This is a genomic window from Janthinobacterium fluminis, assembly GCF_028595325.1.
GTDB classification, from domain to species: domain Bacteria; phylum Pseudomonadota; class Gammaproteobacteria; order Burkholderiales; family Burkholderiaceae_D; genus Janthinobacterium; species Janthinobacterium fluminis.
The window spans coordinates 844,145-862,488 of the sequence record NZ_JAQQXR010000001.1; the positions used below are offsets into that span (position 1 = coordinate 844,145).

The window sequence follows — 18,344 nt, forward strand, 5'->3', positions numbered from 1 at the left end:
TCTAGACATGGCGGTTTTTTGCTTGAAATGGCGAGAAAACCGCCATGTCTAGACCTGACCCCAGCACTGAAGTGGTGCAGAAATGATACGGGGTCGCACGCTTGGGCCGGGCGCACTATAATATCCGCTCCTTGGCACTCGATGCTTTCTTGCCGTTAGCCCAACCGGACTTGTCTATTTCTATGCATTACGTGTCTACCCGCGCCGCCGCGCCTTCGTCAAACGCTCCTCAACAATTTTCCGATATTCTGCTGGGCGGCCTGGCCCCCGACGGCGGTCTGTATTTGCCCGCCGAGTATCCGCAGGTGAGCGGCGCCGAACTCGATGCCTGGCGTAAGTTGTCTTACGCCGAGCTCGCTTATGAGATTTTGCGTAAGTTCGCCACCGATATTCCGGACGCGGATTTGCGGGCCTTGACGGCGAAGACGTATACGAAGGCGGTGTACCGCAACGCCCGCGCCGATGAGAAGGCCGCCGAGATTACGCCGCTGCGCGTGCTGGAGGAGAGCCTGGGCAAGGGCGGCGCGACGACCTTGTTGTTGCAGGGGGTGTCGAACGGCCCGACGCTGGCGTTCAAGGATATGGCGATGCAGTTGCTGGGCAATTTTTTCGAGTACGCCTTGGCCAAGAATAAGGCCGAGCTGAATATTTTCGGCGCGACCTCGGGCGACACCGGCAGCGCCGCCGAGTATGCGATGCGCGGCAAGAAGGGCATCCGTGTCTTCATGTTGTCGCCGCATAAGAAGATGAGCGCTTTCCAGACGGCGCAGATGTTCAGCCTGCAAGACCCGAATATTTTCAATATCGCCGTCGAAGGCGTGTTCGATGATTGCCAGGACATGGTCAAGGCCGTTTCCAACGATTTGCCGTTCAAGGCCGCGCAGAAGATCGGCACCGTCAATTCGATCAACTGGGCGCGCGTCGTCGCCCAGGTCGTGTATTACTTCCGCGGCTATCTGGCGGCAACGACCGACAATAGCCAGCAAGTGTCGTTCACCGTCCCGTCCGGCAATTTCGGGAATATCTGCGCCGGCCACATCGCGCGCATGATGGGCTTGCCGATCGCCAAGCTGGTGGCGGCCACCAATGAAAACGATGTGCTCGACGAGTTCTTCCGCACCGGCGTGTATCGCGTGCGCAAGTCGGCCGAGACGTATCACACCAGCAGCCCGTCGATGGATATCTCGAAGGCGTCGAATTTCGAGCGCTTCATCTACGATCTGGTGGGCCGCGACAGCGCGCGCGTGCGCGCCCTGTTCCTGAAGGTGGAAACGGCCGGCGGCTTCGACCTGTCCGGCAAGCCGGGCAGCGACGGCGACGAGTTCAAGCTGGTGGCCAAGTATGGCTTCCAGTCCGGCAAGTCGACGCATCAAGACCGCCTCGACACGATACGCGACGTCGCCGACGATTACGGCATCACGATCGATACCCACACGGCCGACGGCATCAAGGTGGCCCGCGAGCATCTGCAGCCGGGCGTGCCGATGATCGTGCTGGAAACGGCGCTGGCGGCGAAGTTCAATGAAACCATCCTCGACGCGCTGGGCGTGGATGCCGAGCGTCCGGCCGGTTTCGAGCATATCGAGGACTTGCCGCAGAAATTCGTCGTCATGGGCACCGACGTGGCCAAGATACAGGCGTATATCGGCGCCAATACGGGGCTGTAAGAGGCAAATGAGCGAATATAAACCAAAACCGATGCTGGCGGTGCGGGAGGCGCTGGACTTCCTGCTGAGCGCGGCGCGTCCCGTCGCCGAGCTCGACAGTGTGGCGACGCTGGCGGCGAACGGCCGCGTGCTGGCGCGGGCGCAGACGTCGACGATGAATGTGCCGGCCCAGGACAACACGCAAATGGACGGCTACGCGGTGCGCGCGGCCGATTGCGCCGGCGGCGCGGCCCGCTTGCCGGTGTCGCAGCGGATTCCCGCCGGCCACGTCGGCGCGGCTTTGCAGCCGGGCACGGCGGCGCGCATCTTCACCGGCGCGCTGATTCCCGTCGGCGCCGACGCCGTCGTCATGCAGGAGCAGTGCGAGCTGGCCGACGGCGTCGTGACGCTGCGCCACGCGCCGGCGGCCGGCGACTGGATACGCCGCGCCGGCGAGGATATCCGCGAGGGCAGCGTGATCTTGCCCGCCGGCACGCGCCTGCGCGGCCAGGAGCTGGGGCTGGCGGCCTCCGTCGGCCTGGCCGAGTTGCCGGTGTGGCGCAAATTGCGCGTGGCGGTCTTTTTCACCGGCGACGAGCTGGCCATGCCGGGCCAGCCGCTGGCGCCGGGCGCCATCTACAATTCCAACCGCTTCACCCTGCGCGCCTTGCTGGAGAACCTGGGCTGCGAGATCAGCGACTATGGCATCGTGCCTGATGCGCTGGACGCCACCCGCACCGTGCTGCGCGCGGCCGCCGAGGCGCACGACCTGATCATCACCTCGGGCGGCGTTTCCGTCGGCGAGGAAGACCACGTCAAGCCGGCGGTCGAGGCGGAAGGGCGCCTGACGATGTGGCAAATCGCCATGAAGCCGGGCAAGCCGCTGGCCTTCGGCGAGGTCGGCAAGGCTTTCTTCCTGGGCTTGCCCGGCAATCCCGTGTCGAGCTTCATTACTTTCCTGATGTTCGTGCGGCCCTTCATTCTGCGTTTGCAGGGCGTTGCGGACCCCGCCGCGCTGGCGCCCAAGAGCTACGCCATGCGCGCCGACTTCAGCTGGCCGAAGGCGGACCGCCGCCATGAATTCTTGCGCGCCCGCATCAACGCCAACGGCGGCCTCGACCTGTTCCCCAATCAAAGCTCGGGCGTGCTGACCTCGACCGTCTGGGGCGACGGCGTCGTCGACAACCCGCCCGGACAGACCATACAAGCGGGCGACAGCGTCCGCTTCATCCCCTTTAGCGAATTGCTCCATTAAGTAAGCCAAACACACTATGAATATAACGCTGCGGTTTTTTGCCAGCGTGCGCGAGACTCTCGGCACATCCCAGGAAACGTTGGCCTTGCCGGCGCATTTGCACACGGTCGGCGAGTTGCGCGCCTTGTTGATCGCCCGCGGCGGCGTCTGGGCCGAAGCCCTGGCCGAAGGCCGCTCGCTGCGCATGGCTTGCAACCAGATCATGTGCAATGCCGACACGCCGCTGACGGACCCCTGCGAAGTGGCGTTTTTCCCGCCGGTGACGGGCGGCTGAGCGTCGCCGTCCGGCGGCGATACGCTCAGTAAATACCCGTTTCCGGGCGCGTTTGCACTAAAATGCCGGGACTTCCACGTAGACTGAGCCGTATCAATGCCTTTTAGCACCAACAACACCCCTCGCGTCGCCGTCATCGGCGGCGGTCCGGCCGGCCTGATGGCGGCGCAAACCCTGGCGGCGGGCGGCGCCCGCGTCGACGTCTACGACGCCATGCCCTCGGTCGGCCGCAAATTCCTGCTGGCGGGGCGGGGCGGCATGAATATCACCCACGCCGAGCCTTACGAGGAATTTGTCACGCGCTACGGCAAGCAGGGCGCATCGTTGCGGCCCATGCTGGACGCCTTCGGCCCGGACAGCGTGCGCGCCTGGGTCCATGGCCTGGGCGTGGACACCTTCGTCGGCAGCTCCGGCCGGGTGTTCCCGACGGATATGAAGGCGGCGCCGCTGCTGCGTGCCTGGCTGCACCGGCTGCGCGAGAGCGGCGTGGCCTTCCACATGCGCCACCGCTGGACCGGCTGGCGCGGCCGCGATTTGCTGTTCGCCACGGCGGACGGCGAGCGCTCGGCGCCGGCGGACGCCGTGATTCTGGCGCTGGGCGGCGCCAGCTGGGCGCGCCTGGGCTCGGACGGCGCCTGGGTGCCGCTGCTGCGGGACCGGGGCGTCGCGGTTGCGCCCCTGCAGCCGGCCAACTGCGGTTTCGACACGGGCTGGAGCGAACATTTCAGCAGCCGCTACGCCGGCCACCCGCTGACCACCGTTGCCATCACGTCCAAGGGCGCCGACGGCCAGACGCTGCGCAAGCAGGGCCAGTTCGTCGTCACGGCCGGCGGCGTCGAGGGCAGCCTGATCTACGCCCTGTCGGCCGCGCTGCGCGAGCAGATCGCCGCCGACGGCAGCGCGCTGATCCATCTCGACCTGCTGCCGGACTGGAGCCGGGAGCGCGTCGCCGACGAGCTTGACCGCCCGCGCGGCGCCCGCTCGCTGTCCAGCCACCTGCAAAGCCGGCTCGGCATCAAGGGCGTGAAGTCGGGTCTGTTGCGCGAATGCCTGGGCGCGCAAGCCTTCGCCGATCCGGCGGCCCTGGCCGAGGCGGTCAAGATGTTGCCGCTGCGCTTGCTGCGGCCCCGTCCGATCGACGAGGCCATCAGCAGTGCCGGCGGGGTGCGCTTCGACGGCCTCGACGCGTTGATGCTCAAAGCCATGCCCGGCGTCTTTGCCGCCGGCGAGATGCTCGACTGGGAAGCGCCGACGGGCGGCTATCTGCTGACGGCTTGCCTGGCCAGCGGCCGCGCGGCCGGCGCCGGCGCACTGGCCTGGCTGGCGGGCGCCGCCTAATCCCAGTTGATCTCGCCGGTGCCGGTGCTGTTCGACTTGCGCTGGCCCGGATGGCCCTGGACGTTGATGTTGCCGGTGCCATGCAAGGTCACGTCGGCCGCCTCCTTGGCGAAGACGCGCGCTTCGCCGGCGCCCTGCAGCATGACCTCGACCCGGTCGGCCGCCAGGTGCTCGGCGTCGAGCTTGCCCGAACCGCTCAGTTCCGCGCGCAACAGTTTGCTGCTGCCGGTGGCCGTGATGCCGCCCACGCCGATCAAGTTCAGCGCCACGCTGTTGCTGTTGCCGGTGTTCAGGCTCAGGTCGCCGCTGCCGGTGATGTTCGCCTCCACATGCTTGAAGCGGCCGTTGACGGTGACGTCGCCGCTGCCATGCACGCGCAGCACGAAGCGCTCGCCGCTAAAGCCGTTCACCGTGCTGTCGCCGCTGCCGCGCACCTCCAGTTGCTGCAGCATCGGCAGCACCAGTTCCACTTGCAGCGGTTGCCGGTGGTGCAACAGCATTCCCTTCGGGCCGATGTGCAGAACGCCGCCGCTTTCGCTGGTTTCAATATTGGCCAGCAGGCGCTGCTCGCCGCGCACCGACAGGGAGGCCGTCGTGCCGCGGCTGAGGTTCAGATTGATCGGGCCGAGCAATTCCACGCCCGTGATGTTCTTGCCAAGCGCGCGCACGTCGGTGCGCACGGTTCGGCCCGCGCCGCTGCCTGGATTGAATCCGCCCTGCGGCCGCAGCACGCTGTAGGATACGCCGATCAGCGCGAAGGCCAGCAACAACAGGCTGATGCCGACTTTGATGAGTGTTCGCATTCGATTCTTTCTTTTACGGGCGCTTGCGCCGCCTGTTAATGCCAATTATTGGCGCGTTCGCGCCGATAGTTAGCGTCCCTTCAGCAGGGTGAAGTTCATCTCGATATACCGTTTGATGCCGAGCAGGGTGTATCGCGTCGCCGTCAGGCTGATCAGGAAGAGCGCGATGCCGAACAGCAGCATCGCCATGCCGAACATCGTTTGGGTGCTGCGCGAGTCGCGGTCCTGGTCGGTCGATACATGCAGGCCGCCGAGGGCAAACGCCTCGGCCCGCTTGATCACTTGCGAGGTCGACGCCGCGGCCGTCTCGCCGTCGGCCTGGTCCGCCGTATTGCCGGCGGCCGGTTCCTGGTAGATCTGGATGATCGACTCGCCGATGGCGATGCGGGTTTGCATCGGCGCGCCGTCGCCGCCGTTGTTGCCGTTGACGAAAAGGTGGCGCAGCGGCCCGTCCAGCACCAGCTCGTTGGCGCCCGCCAGGCCGCCGGCCGTGATGGCGATGCCGCCGATGTAAAACGTCAGCGCCGCCACATAGACGGCCCCCAGCAGCGCCGCATACACCATCGCCGGCACCACCATGAATAGATTGAAAATGCCCAGGCCGAGCGCGGACACCAGCATGCGCAGCAGATTGGCGGGATTGCGCTTCAGCTCGAAGGCGCTCAGATGGCTGTTGGCGCGCAGGGTCAAGGCGATTTTCTTCGGCTCGCCCAGGTCGTCGCCGATCTCGCGCTCGCTGCGGCCGGCCGCCAGGCCGTCGATGTAGCGCTGCTCATAGTAGGCCAGCGTCTTGGCGACCGTTTCCGGCGGCAAGCCTGCCAGCGCGCGCCTGAGCGCGTCGATAAATTCCAGTTTGCTCATGATGTGTTCACAGATTCCAGTGCGCCAACTACGCTGGCGGCGTCGGCGCGCGGGCCGAGCCGGTCCGCCGGTCCGATATCTTGTCCTTCTAAATAGTTCATTGCCGATGGTGTTACTGTAGGCAAACGCCGCGTCCGGCGCGAGCGTCGTGCGACAGGCTGCGTTATTCGCGGCGCAGGCGACGCCCTCGGGGGATATACGGCGCGCTTATGGGGCCGCGCCATAGTCCGCGGCGGCCAGCACGCCGCTGCGCACCGCCGCCTCGATGGTGGCCGGGTAGTCGCTGGCCGTGTAGTCGCCGGCCAGCGTCAGGCCGGGCAGGCCGGTCGCATTGCCGGGCCGTGACAGTCCCGGCGTGCAGGCGAAGGTGGCGCGCTTGTCGGTGATCAAGCGGCTCCATGCCGGCGAGGCCAGTTCGGGGCGGCGGAACACCTCGGCCAGTTGCCGGGCAATCGCCTCGGCCAGCGCCGTCTGGCCCTGCGCCGCGGCGGCGCCGGAAGCGCTGACGACGACGGCCAGCAGCCCCGGCTGGGTGGCGTCGAGCTGGCCCCGGTCGAAGACGAACTGGCCCCAGTGGCCGGCCGCCGGCGCGTCGACCAGGGCGAAGAATGCTTGCTCCAGGCGCAGCCCGGGCGCGTATTGCAGATAGCAAGTACTGATCGCCTCGGTTTCGAATGCCTGTAGTTGGGTGGCAATGGACGACGTTGCCGGATCTTGCAGGTTCTCCAGCACTTGCGCCGCGTGCGCGGCCGGACTCGCCAGGACGACGCCGTCGAAGGCGCCGCCGGCGGCCTCGCCGCGCGCCTCGACTTGCCAGCGGCCGCCGTCCAGTTGCCGCAGGCCGGTGACGGTGGCGCCGGTGAGGACGCTAGCGCCGTGGCGGACGGCGAAGGCGGCGGCGGCGTCCGGAAAGAGGGCGCTCAGGTCGACTTTCGGCAACAGCATGTCGGAGGCGGCCCGTTTTGCGCCCAGGCTGTCGCGCAGCACGCTGAGGAAGACCTGGGCGGAGGCGCGCTCGGGCGGGGTGTTCAGGGCCGCCAGGCACAGCGGGCGCCACATCAACTGGTTCAGGCGGGCCGTCTGGTCATAGCGTTCCAGCAATTCGCTGACGCTGCAGTCCTGGTGCAACTGCCAGCCCATCCAGCGCGCCGTGCTGGAAAAGCGCGCCAGCGCCAGTTTGTCGGCCCGCGCCAGCCCCTTGGCGCGCAGCAGCGCGGCCGCCAGGTGCAGCGGCGCCGGCCAGCGCGGCGCGACGAAGTCCATGCCGCCCGAGCCGGGCGGGTAGCGCATTTGCAAGGGCAGGTTCAGCAGCGCCCGCCGCGGCTCGACGCCGACCAGTTTCAGCAGGCGCAGCGTTTCGCTGTAGGCGCCCAGCAGGATGTGCTGGCCGTTGTCGAGCACGCCGGCGTCCAGCGCGACCCGGCGCGCCCGGCCGCCCAGCGTGCGCGACGCTTCGAACAGCGTGACGCCGTGGCCGGCCCGCGCCAGTTCGACGGCGGCGGCGCAACCGGCCCAGCCGCCGCCGACGACGGCGATCTGCAGCGCCCGCGCCGCGCGCTTGCTTTTAGCCACGTACGTAGGTCTTCCACGCCAGCCACAGCTTGCGGATGGGTGTCAGGGAAATACGTTGCTTGAGCACATGGTAGCCGTCGCGCTCGACTTCGCTCAGCAAGGTGCGGTAGATGGCGGCCATGATCAGGCCCGGACGCTGGGCGCGGCGGTCTTCGGCCGGCAGCAGCGCGAACGCCTCGTCATAGGCTTTCTGCGCGCGGGCAACCTGGAAACGCATCAGGTTTTCAAAGTTCTCGCTGTGGCGGGCGTTCAGCAGGTCGGCCGCCGTCACATTGAACTGCTGCAATTCGTTGATGGGCAGATAGATGCGGCCCTTGCGGGCGTCTTCGCCGACGTCGCGGATGATGTTGGTCAACTGGAAGGCGTGCCCCAGCTTTTCCGCATACAGCAGCGTTTCCGGCCTGGTCGCGCCGAAAATGCTGGCCGACAGGATGCCGACGACGCTGGCCACGTGCCAGCAGTAGCGCGTCATCGCCGGGTAGTCGAGGTAGCGGGTCTGGTTCAGATCCATTTCCATGCCGTCGATGATGGCCTGCAGGTATTTCTCTTCCAATTGGTAGACGGACAGGTGGACTTGCAGCGCGCGCATCACCGGATGCGTCGGCTCGCCCTCGAACATGGCCCGCACTTCCTTGCGCCACCAGACCAGCTTGGTGCGCGCCACCGCCTCATCGGTGCATTCGTCGACGGTGTCGTCGACCTCGCGGCAAAACGCGTACAGCGCGGTGATCGCGCGGCGCCGTTCCGGCGGCAGGAACAGGAAGCTGTAGTAGAAACTAGAGCCGCTCTGGGCGGCTTTTTGTTGGCAGTATTCGTCGGGAGACATAGTCAAAAGTGCATGGTTACTGTTCGAAGCCGCTATTCTATAGCCTGGCGCCGTCTAGGAAGGCGCCAAAACGCGTTTTTCGCGCTTCATGCGCAGCGCCCGCCAGCAAATCAGCAGCCAGTCGCGCTTTTGCAGTTTCGGACGGCGCCGGAAGACGTCGTAGTTGACGGCCTCGATGGCCTCCAGAATGCGCAGGCCGCCCTGGACCACCAGCCGCAATTCCCAGCCGATGCGCCCGCGCAGGCGCAGGGCCAGCGGCGCGCCGCCGAGCAGCAGGGCGCGCGCGCGCGCCACCTCGAAACGCATCAGCGCGCTCCATTTGCCGTGCGCCTCGACACGCTCGAAGGCGGCCGGCGACACGGCGAAGCGGCTCAGGTCTTCCAGCGGCAGGTAAATCCGCTCTTTTTGTTGGTCAATTGCCACATCTTGCAAAAAGTTAATTAACTGCAGCGCCGAGCAGATCGCGTCGGAATCGCGTACATTGTCTTCATCGACAGCTTGATATAACGTTAACATCAAGACGCCGACCGGGTTGGCCGAGCGCCGGCAATAGTCGAGCAGCTCGTCGTAGCTGGCGTAGCGGGTCACGGTGACGTCCTGCTTGAAGGCGGACAGCAGGTCGTAGAACGGTTTCAGCGGCAACTCGTATTGCTCGACGACCTTGGCCAGCCGCGCGAACATCGGGTCGCTCTGGACTTCCTTGCGGTGGATGCCGTCCAGCGCCCGGGCATACACCTCCAGCGCGGCCAGGCGCTGCTCCGGGCTGGCGTCGCCCTCGTCGGCGAGGTCGTCGGCGCTGCGGGCGAAGGCATAGATGGCTTCGACGGCGGGAACTAAGCGTTTCGGCAACAAAGCCGAGGCAACAGGGAAATTTTCGTAATGGTCTACTGGCATGAAAAGCACTTATTTAAATTAATGACGCAAAAGTCATTTGCAAACATTTCCGACGCGTCTATAATTACTTAACGGAAAGTCATTTACTGCACGGTCCGTAAGAATAGTAACATCTTGATATTGTCATCGTTCCTGAGTTTACATGTTTGGCACTATTTTAATGTTGCCTTGCATAAATCGAACAGTCCGCATAGTAAAGGAAAACACCGTGTATGCCCTGAAATCCCTGCGTCAATTTGCCCCCGTACCGCTTGCCTCGCTGCTCGCCGGCGCCGTTTTACTGAGCGGCTGCTCGAAACCCGTCGAAAAAACCGCCGACATCCGCCCGGTGCGGGTGCTGGTGCTGGCCAGCGACAATGTTGACGTCAACGCCGAATTTTCCGGCGAAGTCAGGGCCCGCGTCGAGTCGCGCCTGGGCTTCCGCGTCGGCGGCAAGATCGTCGCGCGCAAGGTCGATGCCGGCGCCGTCGTCCGGCAGGGCCAGGTGCTGATGCAACTGGACCCGCAGGATTTGCAACTGGCCCAGGCGCAGGCGCTGGCCAGCCTGCGCGGCGCGGAAACGAGCCGCGACCTGGCCCGCGCCGAATTGAAGCGCTACCAGGAGTTGCGCGAAAAGAATTTCGTCAGCCAGGCCGTGCTCGACACCAAGGAGTCGGCCTTCAAGGCGGCCCAGGCCAGCGTCGACGCCACCCAGGCCAGTTACCGCGGCCAGGCCAACCAGGCCGGCTATGCCAGCCTGGTGTCGGACATCGACGGCGTCGTCACGGCGGTGGATGCGGAAGTGGGGCAGGTCGTGGCGCCGGGCGCGCCGGTGGTGCGGGTCGCCAAGTCCGGTGAAAAAGAGGTCGTCATCGGCATTCCCGAGGACAAGGTCGAGACGCTGCGGCGCATCGCCGACGTCCGCGTGCGCCTGTGGGCCAACCCGGCCGACGTCGTGCCCGGCAAGATACGCGAAATTTCGCCGATGGCCGATCCGGCCACCCGCACGTATACAGTCAAGGTGACGATCCCCGAAAGCCTGAAGGAGGCGCGCCTGGGCATGACGGCCGTCGTGCAGTTCGCGTCGAAGACGGCGGTGCCGCAGATCAAGGTGCCGCTGACGGCGCTGTTCTACGAAAAATCGTCCAGCTCCGTATGGGTCGTCGAAAACGGCGCCGTCAAGCTGGTCCCCGTCACCATCGGCGGCGCGGCCGGCAACGATTTGTTGCTGAGCAGCGGAGTCAAGGCCGGCCAGAGCGTCGTCACGGCCGGCGTCAATCTGCTCAAGCCGGGCCAGAAAGTCACCATCCTCGGCGAGGACTTGACGGTCAAGGCCAAGCCTGCCGCCGCCGGGGCGCCGAAATGAAGGGCGGCTTCAATCTGTCGCGCTGGGCGCTCGAACACATTCCGCTGACGCGCTACCTGATCGCCGTGTTCCTGATCGGCGGCATGCTCAGTTATTCCAATCTCGGCCAGGACGAAGATCCGCCATTCACCTTCCGCATGATGGTCGTGAAAGCCAACTGGCCGGGCGCGACGGCGCTGCAGATGGCCGACCAGGTTACCGACAAGCTGGAGAAGAAGCTGCAGGAAACGCCGTATATCGACGAAATTACCAGTTATTCCAAGCCGGGCGAGACGCTCATCATGCTCAAGCTGCGCGAATCGGCGCCGCCGAAAGAGACGGCCGCCGCCTGGTATCAGGTGCGCAAGAAGATAGGCGACATCCGCGGCACGCTGCCGCCCGGCGTCGTCGGCCCCTTCTTCAACGACGAGTTCGGCGACACCTACGGCTCGATTTTCGCGCTGTCCGGCGACGGTTTCAGCTATGCCGAGATGAAGGATTACGCCGACCTGGTGCGCCAGCAGCTGCTGAACGTGCCGCTGGTGTCGAAGGTCGAGTTGTTCGGCGTCCAGGACGAGAAGGTCAATATCGAGTTTTCGCACAAGAAATTCGCCCAGCTCGGTATTCCGTTCGAGGCCATCGTCAACCAGATCGCCACGCAGAACTCGATCGAATCGACGGGCGTGCTGGTGACGCCGACCGACAATCTGCAGGTGCGGGTGACGGGCGCGCTGAAATCCGTGAAAGACCTGGAAGACCTGGAGCTGCGCGCCAACGGCACCACCTTCCGGCTCGGCGACTTCGCCACCGTCAAGCGCGAGTACCGCGACCCGCCGCAGGACAAGATGCGCTTCAACGGCAAGGAAGTGATCGGCCTGGGCGTGTCGATGGAGAAGGGCGGCAACATCATCGTCATGGGCAAGCACATGGAAAAGACCGTGGCGCGCCTGAAAAGCCAGTTGCCCGTCGGCATAGAGCTGCAGCGCGTGTCGAACCAGCCCGAGGCCGTGACGGCCTCGGTGGGCGAGTTCATCCGCACCCTGATCGAGGCGATTCTGATCGTGCTGGCCGTCAGCTTTGTCGCGCTGGGCCTGCACACCAAGCCCTTCCGCCTGGACGTGCGCCCCGGCCTGGTGGTGGCGCTGACGATTCCCCTGGTGCTGGCCGTGACCTTCCTGTTCATGCGCCTGCTCGACATCGATTTGCACAAGATTTCGCTGGGGGCGCTGATCATTGCCCTGGGCCTGCTGGTCGACGACGCCATCATCGCCGTCGAAATGATGGTGCGCAAGATGGAGGAGGGCTTTTCGCGCTTCGACGCGGCGACGTTCGCCTACTCGTCGACGGCGATGCCGATGCTGACGGGCACCCTGATCACCGTGGCGGGCTTCCTGCCCATCGGCCTGGCCAAGTCGGCCGCCGGCGAATACACCTTCTCGCTGTTCTCGGTGAATGCGCTGGCGCTGATCATTTCCTGGTTCGTCGCCGTCATCTTCACGCCCTACATCGGTTACGTGCTGCTGAAGGTCAAGCCGCACTCGGACGGCCACCACGAGCTGTTCGACACGCCCGGCTTCCGCCGTTTCCGCGCCGTCGTCAACTGGTGCGTCGACTGGCGCAAGACCACCATCGTGGCGACGCTGGCCGTCTTCGCGCTGGGCATCTACGGCTTCAAGTTCATCGAGAAGCAATTCTTCCCCGATTCCAGCCGGCCGGAGCTGATGGTCGAGATGTGGATGCCGGAAGGCACGACCTTCGCCGCCACGGAAGCCCAGGCGAAGAAATTCGAGGCCTATGTGGGTACGCTCGACGGCGTGGTCAGCGTCACCGCCTATGTCGGCACGGGCAGCCCGCGCTTCTATCTGCCGCTGGACCAGATCCTGCCGCAGACGAATGTGTCGCAATTCGTCATCCTGCCGAAGGACTTGAAGGCGCGCGCCGCGCTGCGCGATAAGATCGTCGCCGTCTTCAAGCATGACTTCCCGTCCGTGCGCGGCCGCGTCAAGCTGCTGCCGAACGGGCCGCCGGTGCCGTATCCGGTGCAATTCCGCGTCACCGGCACGGAAGTGGCCAAGGTGCGCGCGATCGCCGACGAGGTCAAGGACGTCATGCGCGCCAACCCCAACACCCTGGGCGTGAACGACAACTGGAACGAGTCCGTCAAGGTCTTGCGCCTGGACCTGGACCAGGACAAGATGCGCGCCCTCGGCATCACCTCGCAAACGGTGATGCGGGCGGCCAATACCATCCTGTCCGGCACCACCATCGGCCAGTTCCGCGAGAACAACAAGCTGATCGACATCCAGGTGCGCCAGCCGCTGGAAGAGCGGGCGACGATTTCCGTGCTGAACGACACGAATATCCCCGCCGCCAACGGCCGGTCGGTGACCATCGCCCAGGTGGCGCGCGCGCATTTCGTCTGGGAGCCGGGCGTCGTGTGGCGCGAGGGGCGCGAATGGGCGATCACGGTGCAGTCCGACGTCGTCGACGGCATCCAGGGGCCGACCGTGTCGGGCCAGCTGAATCCGCTGCTCGACGACTTGCGCGCCAGGCTGCCCTCCGGCTACCGCATCACCGTCAAGGGCGCGGCGGCCGACAGCGGCGCGGCGGAGGCGTCGATCGCCGCCAACCTGCCGCTGGCCATCTTCATCATCTTCACGCTGCTGATGCTGCAGTTGCACAGCTTCTCGCGGGCGCTGCTGGTCTTCCTGACGGGGCCGCTGGGCGTGGCCGGCGCGGCGGCGGCCCTGCTGCTGCTGGGGCGGCCGTTGGGCTTCGTCGCCAATCTCGGCGTCATCGCCCTGTTCGGCATGATCATCCGCAACTCGGTGATCCTGGTCGACCAGATCGAGCAAGACATCGCCGGCGGCGCCGAGCCCTGGGACGCCATCGTCGAATCGGCGGTGCGGCGCTGCCGCCCCATCGTGCTGACGGCGGCGGCCGCCGCGCTGGCCATGATACCGCTGTCGCGCTCGGTGTTCTGGGGGCCGCTGGCCGTCGCCATCATGGGCGGCCTGATCCTGGCGACGGCCTTGACGCTGCTGTTCCTGCCGGCCCTGTACGCGGCCTGGTTCCGCGTCAAGAAACCGCTCGCCAAACCGGGGCTGACGGCCTGAGCGGCGGCATGCTCAAAAAACGCGGCGCGCCACTGGAAAATCCAGTAGAATGCCGCGTTCTCGCAAGGCAACTTTGAGGCGGGCTCCGATTCTCCGCAAATAATTGCGCGGAAATCGTGGTCTGTCCCCGGCTGTAGCCAGGCGGGCCGCGACTTGCTAAAATCGCGGGGTAGGTAGGGCGGATGTGGTGGAATTGGTAGACACGCTGGTCTTAGAAGCCAGTGCTTCGGCTTGGGAGTTCGAGTCTCCCCATCCGCACCAGTAATTGCAGGATTTCTCTCGTTTCGGCCGGCGCGTTTGCCCGATCCGGACGCCAATTGGCAGCGCGGCCAAAGGGTTTGATATAAATTAAACCAACGATTTTGCCGGCGCCGTTTGATCTTCCATTTTTCTTGTTCGGGCGCGCCCCAGGATCGCATATACTGTGCATCGGGACGGCTGCCGGCCGCCGCCTGCATTGCCCCGTGGCGCGCTATGCCGCCGCGTGAGCAATGTTGGCCACGTCGGCGAAGTCCTTTGCTATAATGCCACGCTTTACCGAATTGTGGTCGGCCCTGCGATTTTTCCTCGTGGCAAGGCCGATTGGTCGGAGCCCTGTTGCGTTGTTGTGGTCGGAGGGGTTGTTTGGATGATGGTTGGGAAACTCCGGTAAGCGGGGGAGCCGTCGCCATAAGACCTTTGGCCGTCAACAAGTTACAGATGAATAGGCGAGCGGGCGCTGCACAGCTATCCAATGTCGATGGCTGTGCAGCGCCTTCCTCGCACCAACGTATTTTATTTTTTGGACGATTTTTTACATGGCAACTGCAGTCGAAACCTTGGGCAAACTCGAACGTCGTATCACGATCTCCTTCCCGCTGACGGACGTCCGCACGGAAGTTGAGAAGCGCCTGAAAGTGCAAGCCCGTACGGCTAAGGCACCGGGCTTCCGTCCGGGCAAAGTGCCGTTAAAAATGGTCGCAGCACAATACGGCTATCAAATCGAAACCGAAGTGCTGAATGACAAAGTCGGCCGCGCGTTCAACGACGCCGCCAACGAAAACAATCTGCGCGTGGCGGGCTACCCGAAAATCGAACCGAAGGAAGCGGCGGCCGAAGGCGTGCTGGCGTTCGACGCCACCTTCGAAGTCTATCCGGAAGTCGTCATCGGCGACCTGGGCGGCGTTGCCATCGAAACCGTCAAGGCCGAAGTGTCGGACGCGGAAATCGACAAGACCATCGACATCCTGCGCAAGCAGCGCGTGCACTTCCACGTCAAGGGCGAAGCTGGCGAGCACGGCGACGGCGGCAAGGATCTGAGCGCGCAAAACGGCGACAAGGTCACCGTTGATTTCGTCGGTTCCATCGACGGCGTCGAGTTCCCAGGCGGCAAAGCCGACGGCTATGCCTTCGTGCTGGGCGAAGGCCGCATGTTGCCTGAGTTCGAAGCGGCAACCGTCGGCTTGAAGGTCGGCGAAGCGAAGACCTTCCCATTGGCCTTCCCTGAGGACTACCATGGCAAGGACGTGGCCGGCAAAACCGCCTCGTTCACGATCACCCTGGTCAAGCTGGAATGGGCGCACCTGCCGGAAGTCGACGCTGAATTCGCCAAATCGCTGGGCGTAGCCGACGGCGACCTGGCCAAGATGCGCGAAGACATCAAAGTCAATCTGGAGCGCGAAGTGGCTGGCCGCGTCAAGGCCCGCAACAAGGAAAGCGTGATGGACGCGCTGGTCAAGGTCGCCGAGCTGGACGTGCCGAAATCGCTGATCGCCCAGGACTCCGAGCGCCTGGCGCAAATGACCCGCCAGGACATGGCGCAACGCGGCATGAACATCAAGGACGTGCCATTCCCTCCTGAGCTGTTCGCTGAAAAAGCCGAGCGCCGCGTGCGCCTGGGCCTGATCCTGTCGCAACTGGTCGGCGACAACAAGCTGCAGGCGACGGCCGAGCAAGTCAAGGCCCAGGTCGAAGATTTCGCCCAAAGCTACGAAGATCCGCGCGAAGTGCTGAAGTACTACTACAGCGACCGTCAACGCCTCGGTGAAGTCGAAGCCCTTGTATTGGAAGAAAACGTCGTCAACTACGTGCTGGGCCTGTCGAAAGTGACGTCGAAAGCGGTGGCATTCGACGAACTGATGGGAAGCAACGCACAAGCGTAAACCAGCTTGCCTTTACAACAGGGGCGGCGCCGGCCGGGCAACCCGCCGGCGCCGCCCCCAAGCTGCTTCACAAGGAAAGAACATGACAGGTATGAACCGAAATCCGGCGCTGGACACTGAGATGCTTGGCCTGGTGCCGATGGTGGTGGAACAGAGCGGCCGCGGCGAGCGCTCCTATGACATTTACTCGCGCTTGCTGAAAGAGCGTTTGATTTTCATGGTCGGTCCCGTCAACGACCAGATGGCGAACTTGATCGTGGCCCAGTTGCTGTTCCTGGAAAGCGAAAATCCGGACAAGGATATCTCGCTCTACATCAACTCGCCCGGTGGTTCGGTGTCGGCCGGTATGGCGATTTACGACACGATGCAGTTCATCAAGCCGGACGTCTCGACGCTGTGCACCGGCATGGCCGCCTCGATGGGCGCCTTCCTGCTGGCCGCCGGCGCCAAGGGCAAGCGTTTCTCGCTGCCGAACTCGCGCATCATGATTCACCAGCCCTCGGGCGGCTCGCAAGGCCAGGCTTCCGATATCGAAATCCAGGCGCGCGAAATCCTCTATCTGCGCTCGCGTTTGAACGGTATCCTGGCAGAGCGCACCGGCCAGACGGTCGAGCAAATCGCCAAGGACACGGACCGCGACCGCTTCCTGTCGGCCGACGAGTCCGCCGAGTATGGTTTGATCGACAAAGTGTTGACCAGCCGCGCTTGATGTGCCCCAACCGGTATTGCTAAAAAACGCCCGGGCGCTGAAACGTTCGGGCGTTTCGTTTTTATTTCGGGTAGCATGGAGCATGTGCGCATTTTTCCGCGCGCAAACGCTTTAAGGGCAGCTCCCTGTTAGCGAGTTTGCAATATTGTTAATGCAGTTCCAACCAAAATGCCTTATGTCAGACAAAAAATCCTCTAGCGGCGAAAAATTACTGTATTGCTCGTTCTGCGGCAAGAGCCAGCACGAGGTGAAGAAACTCATCGCCGGCCCTTCCGTGTTCATCTGCGATGAATGCATCGACCTGTGCAACGACATCATCCGCGATGAAACGTCGAGCATCGAGTCGGTCACGGGCGCCAAGTCCGACCTGCCGACGCCGCAAGAAATTGCCGCCTTGCTCGATCAGTACGTGATCGGCCAGCAAACGGCCAAGCGCATCCTGTCGGTGGCGGTGTACAACCACTACAAGCGCCTGAAGCACCTGGGCAAGAAGGATGACGTCGAGCTGGCCAAGAGCAACATCCTGCTGGTCGGCCCCACCGGCTCCGGCAAGACCCTGCTGGCGCAGACGCTGGCGCGCATGCTGAACGTGCCTTTCGTGATCGCCGACGCGACCACGCTGACCGAAGCCGGCTATGTCGGCGAGGACGTGGAAAACATCATCCAGAAGCTGCTGCAGAGCTGCAACTACGACGTCGACAAGGCCCAGCGCGGCATCGTCTACATCGACGAGATCGACAAGATTTCGCGCAAGTCCGACAATCCCTCGATCACCCGCGACGTCTCGGGCGAGGGCGTGCAGCAGGCGCTGTTGAAGCTGATCGAGGGCACCATGGCCTCGGTGCCGCCGCAGGGCGGGCGCAAGCACCCCAACCAGGACTTCGTGCAGATCGACACGACCAACATCATGTTCATTTGCGGCGGCGCTTTCGACGGCCTGGTGAAGATCATCTCGAACCGTTCGGAAAAGAGCGGCATCGGTTTCTCGGCCATCGTCAAGAGCCAGACCCAGCGCGCCAGCAGCGAAGTGTTGCTGGAAGCGGAGCCGGAAGACTTGATCAAGTTCGGCCTGATCCCGGAACTGGTCGGCCGTCTGCCCGTCGTCGCCACGCTGGCCGAGCTGACCGAAGAGGCGCTGATCCAGATCCTGATCGAGCCGAAGAATGCGCTGATCAAGCAGTATTCGAAGCTGCTGGAAATGGAAGGCGCGGAATTGGAAATCCGCCCGGCCGCCCTGCATGCCATCGCCAAAAAAGCGCTGGCCCGCAAGACCGGCGCGCGCGGCCTGCGTTCCATCCTGGAGCACGCTTTGCTGGACGTGATGTACGAATTGCCGAATGAGCAAAACGTCGTCAAGGTCGTGATCGATGAAAATACCATCACCAGCGGCGCCAAACCTTTGTTGATCTACCAGGAGCAGGCAAAGGCTTCCGGGGAAAACTGACCATCCGCCACACAATTGCATAAAAGGGATTTGCATCCCTAATGCAAGGCGGTACAATTTAAATCAATAATAGATGTCGGGCTTCACTCGAAAAGCCACTCGCGGCGACATGCTGCGCGTGGCTTTTTTATTGGATTGTCG

14 protein-coding genes and 1 tRNA gene are annotated in these 18,344 nt (G+C 64.1%); 10 read left to right on the forward strand and 5 right to left on the reverse strand.

Annotation, left to right across the window (positions count from 1 at the left end; all coding sequences use genetic code 11):
• The first annotated feature begins 182 nt into the window (after nt 1-182).
• From thrC to OIK44_RS03810, 4 genes are all read left to right on the forward strand, one after another.
• Nucleotides 183-1,667 carry a threonine synthase gene (gene thrC, locus OIK44_RS03795; RefSeq protein ID WP_273669345.1) on the forward strand — a complete coding sequence of 495 codons (1,485 nt, stop codon included), beginning with the start codon at nt 183-185 and terminating at the stop codon, nt 1,665-1,667.
• Nucleotides 1,668-1,674: 7 nt separating this feature from the next.
• The gene (locus tag OIK44_RS03800; protein ID WP_273669346.1) at nt 1,675-2,901 is read left to right on the forward strand and encodes a molybdopterin molybdotransferase MoeA; all 1,227 of its coding nucleotides are present in this window, start codon (nt 1,675-1,677) and stop codon (nt 2,899-2,901) included.
• A gap of 16 nt (nt 2,902-2,917) precedes the next feature.
• Nucleotides 2,918-3,175 (forward strand): molybdopterin converting factor subunit 1, encoded by a 258-nt coding sequence (moaD, locus tag OIK44_RS03805; RefSeq protein ID WP_273669347.1) that lies wholly within the window; start codon nt 2,918-2,920, stop codon nt 3,173-3,175.
• A 96-nt stretch (nt 3,176-3,271) separates the two neighbouring features.
• On the forward strand, nt 3,272-4,513 hold the full coding sequence (locus tag OIK44_RS03810; RefSeq protein ID WP_273669348.1) for a TIGR03862 family flavoprotein: 1,242 nt from the start codon (nt 3,272-3,274) through the stop codon (nt 4,511-4,513).
• On the opposite strand, the gene OIK44_RS03815 is transcribed toward OIK44_RS03810, so the two are convergent.
• The 5 genes from OIK44_RS03815 to hpnC form a co-directional block, all read right to left on the reverse strand.
• Entirely contained in the window at nt 4,510-5,316 is an 807-nt protein-coding gene (locus tag OIK44_RS03815) for a head GIN domain-containing protein (RefSeq protein ID WP_273669349.1), read from the reverse strand. The two genes, OIK44_RS03810 and OIK44_RS03815, sit on opposite strands and share 4 nt — an antisense overlap.
• Before the next feature lie 69 nt (nt 5,317-5,385).
• Entirely contained in the window at nt 5,386-6,177 is a 792-nt protein-coding gene (locus OIK44_RS03820; RefSeq protein WP_273669350.1) for a DUF1700 domain-containing protein, read from the reverse strand.
• A gap of 207 nt (nt 6,178-6,384) precedes the next feature.
• Nucleotides 6,385-7,749: a hydroxysqualene dehydroxylase HpnE gene (hpnE, locus tag OIK44_RS03825; RefSeq protein ID WP_273669351.1), complete on the reverse strand. Its 1,365-nt coding sequence runs from the start codon at nt 7,747-7,749 to the stop codon at nt 6,385-6,387.
• Nucleotides 7,742-8,575 (reverse strand): presqualene diphosphate synthase HpnD, encoded by an 834-nt coding sequence (gene hpnD, locus OIK44_RS03830; RefSeq protein WP_273669352.1) that lies wholly within the window; start codon nt 8,573-8,575, stop codon nt 7,742-7,744. Before hpnD ends, hpnE begins: the two co-directional genes overlap by 8 nt.
• A 54-nt stretch (nt 8,576-8,629) precedes the next feature.
• Nucleotides 8,630-9,469 carry a squalene synthase HpnC gene (gene hpnC, locus OIK44_RS03835; protein WP_273669353.1) on the reverse strand — a complete coding sequence of 280 codons (840 nt, stop codon included), beginning with the start codon at nt 9,467-9,469 and terminating at the stop codon, nt 8,630-8,632.
• Between the two features lie 208 nt (nt 9,470-9,677).
• Between hpnC and OIK44_RS03840 the strand changes: the two genes are divergently transcribed.
• From OIK44_RS03840 to clpX, 6 genes are all read left to right on the forward strand, one after another.
• Complete coding sequence (locus tag OIK44_RS03840) at nt 9,678-10,814, forward strand: efflux RND transporter periplasmic adaptor subunit (RefSeq protein WP_273669354.1); 1,137 nt, start codon at nt 9,678-9,680, stop codon at nt 10,812-10,814.
• Nucleotides 10,811-13,909: an efflux RND transporter permease subunit gene (locus tag OIK44_RS03845; RefSeq protein WP_273669355.1), complete on the forward strand. Its 3,099-nt coding sequence runs from the start codon at nt 10,811-10,813 to the stop codon at nt 13,907-13,909. Before OIK44_RS03840 ends, OIK44_RS03845 begins: the two co-directional genes overlap by 4 nt.
• 178 nt (nt 13,910-14,087) lie before the next feature.
• A tRNA-Leu gene (locus OIK44_RS03850) sits at nt 14,088-14,170 on the forward strand.
• Nucleotides 14,171-14,706: 536 nt separating this feature from the next.
• On the forward strand, nt 14,707-16,050 hold the full coding sequence (tig, locus tag OIK44_RS03855; RefSeq protein WP_273669356.1) for a trigger factor: 1,344 nt from the start codon (nt 14,707-14,709) through the stop codon (nt 16,048-16,050).
• An 82-nt stretch (nt 16,051-16,132) separates the two neighbouring features.
• Nucleotides 16,133-16,759, forward strand: a complete 627-nt coding sequence (gene clpP / locus OIK44_RS03860) for an ATP-dependent Clp endopeptidase proteolytic subunit ClpP (RefSeq protein WP_273669357.1) — start codon at nt 16,133-16,135, stop codon at nt 16,757-16,759.
• A gap of 175 nt (nt 16,760-16,934) precedes the next feature.
• Entirely contained in the window at nt 16,935-18,203 is a 1,269-nt protein-coding gene (clpX, locus tag OIK44_RS03865; RefSeq protein WP_273669358.1) for an ATP-dependent Clp protease ATP-binding subunit ClpX, read from the forward strand.
• Nucleotides 18,204-18,344 lie beyond the last annotated feature (141 nt).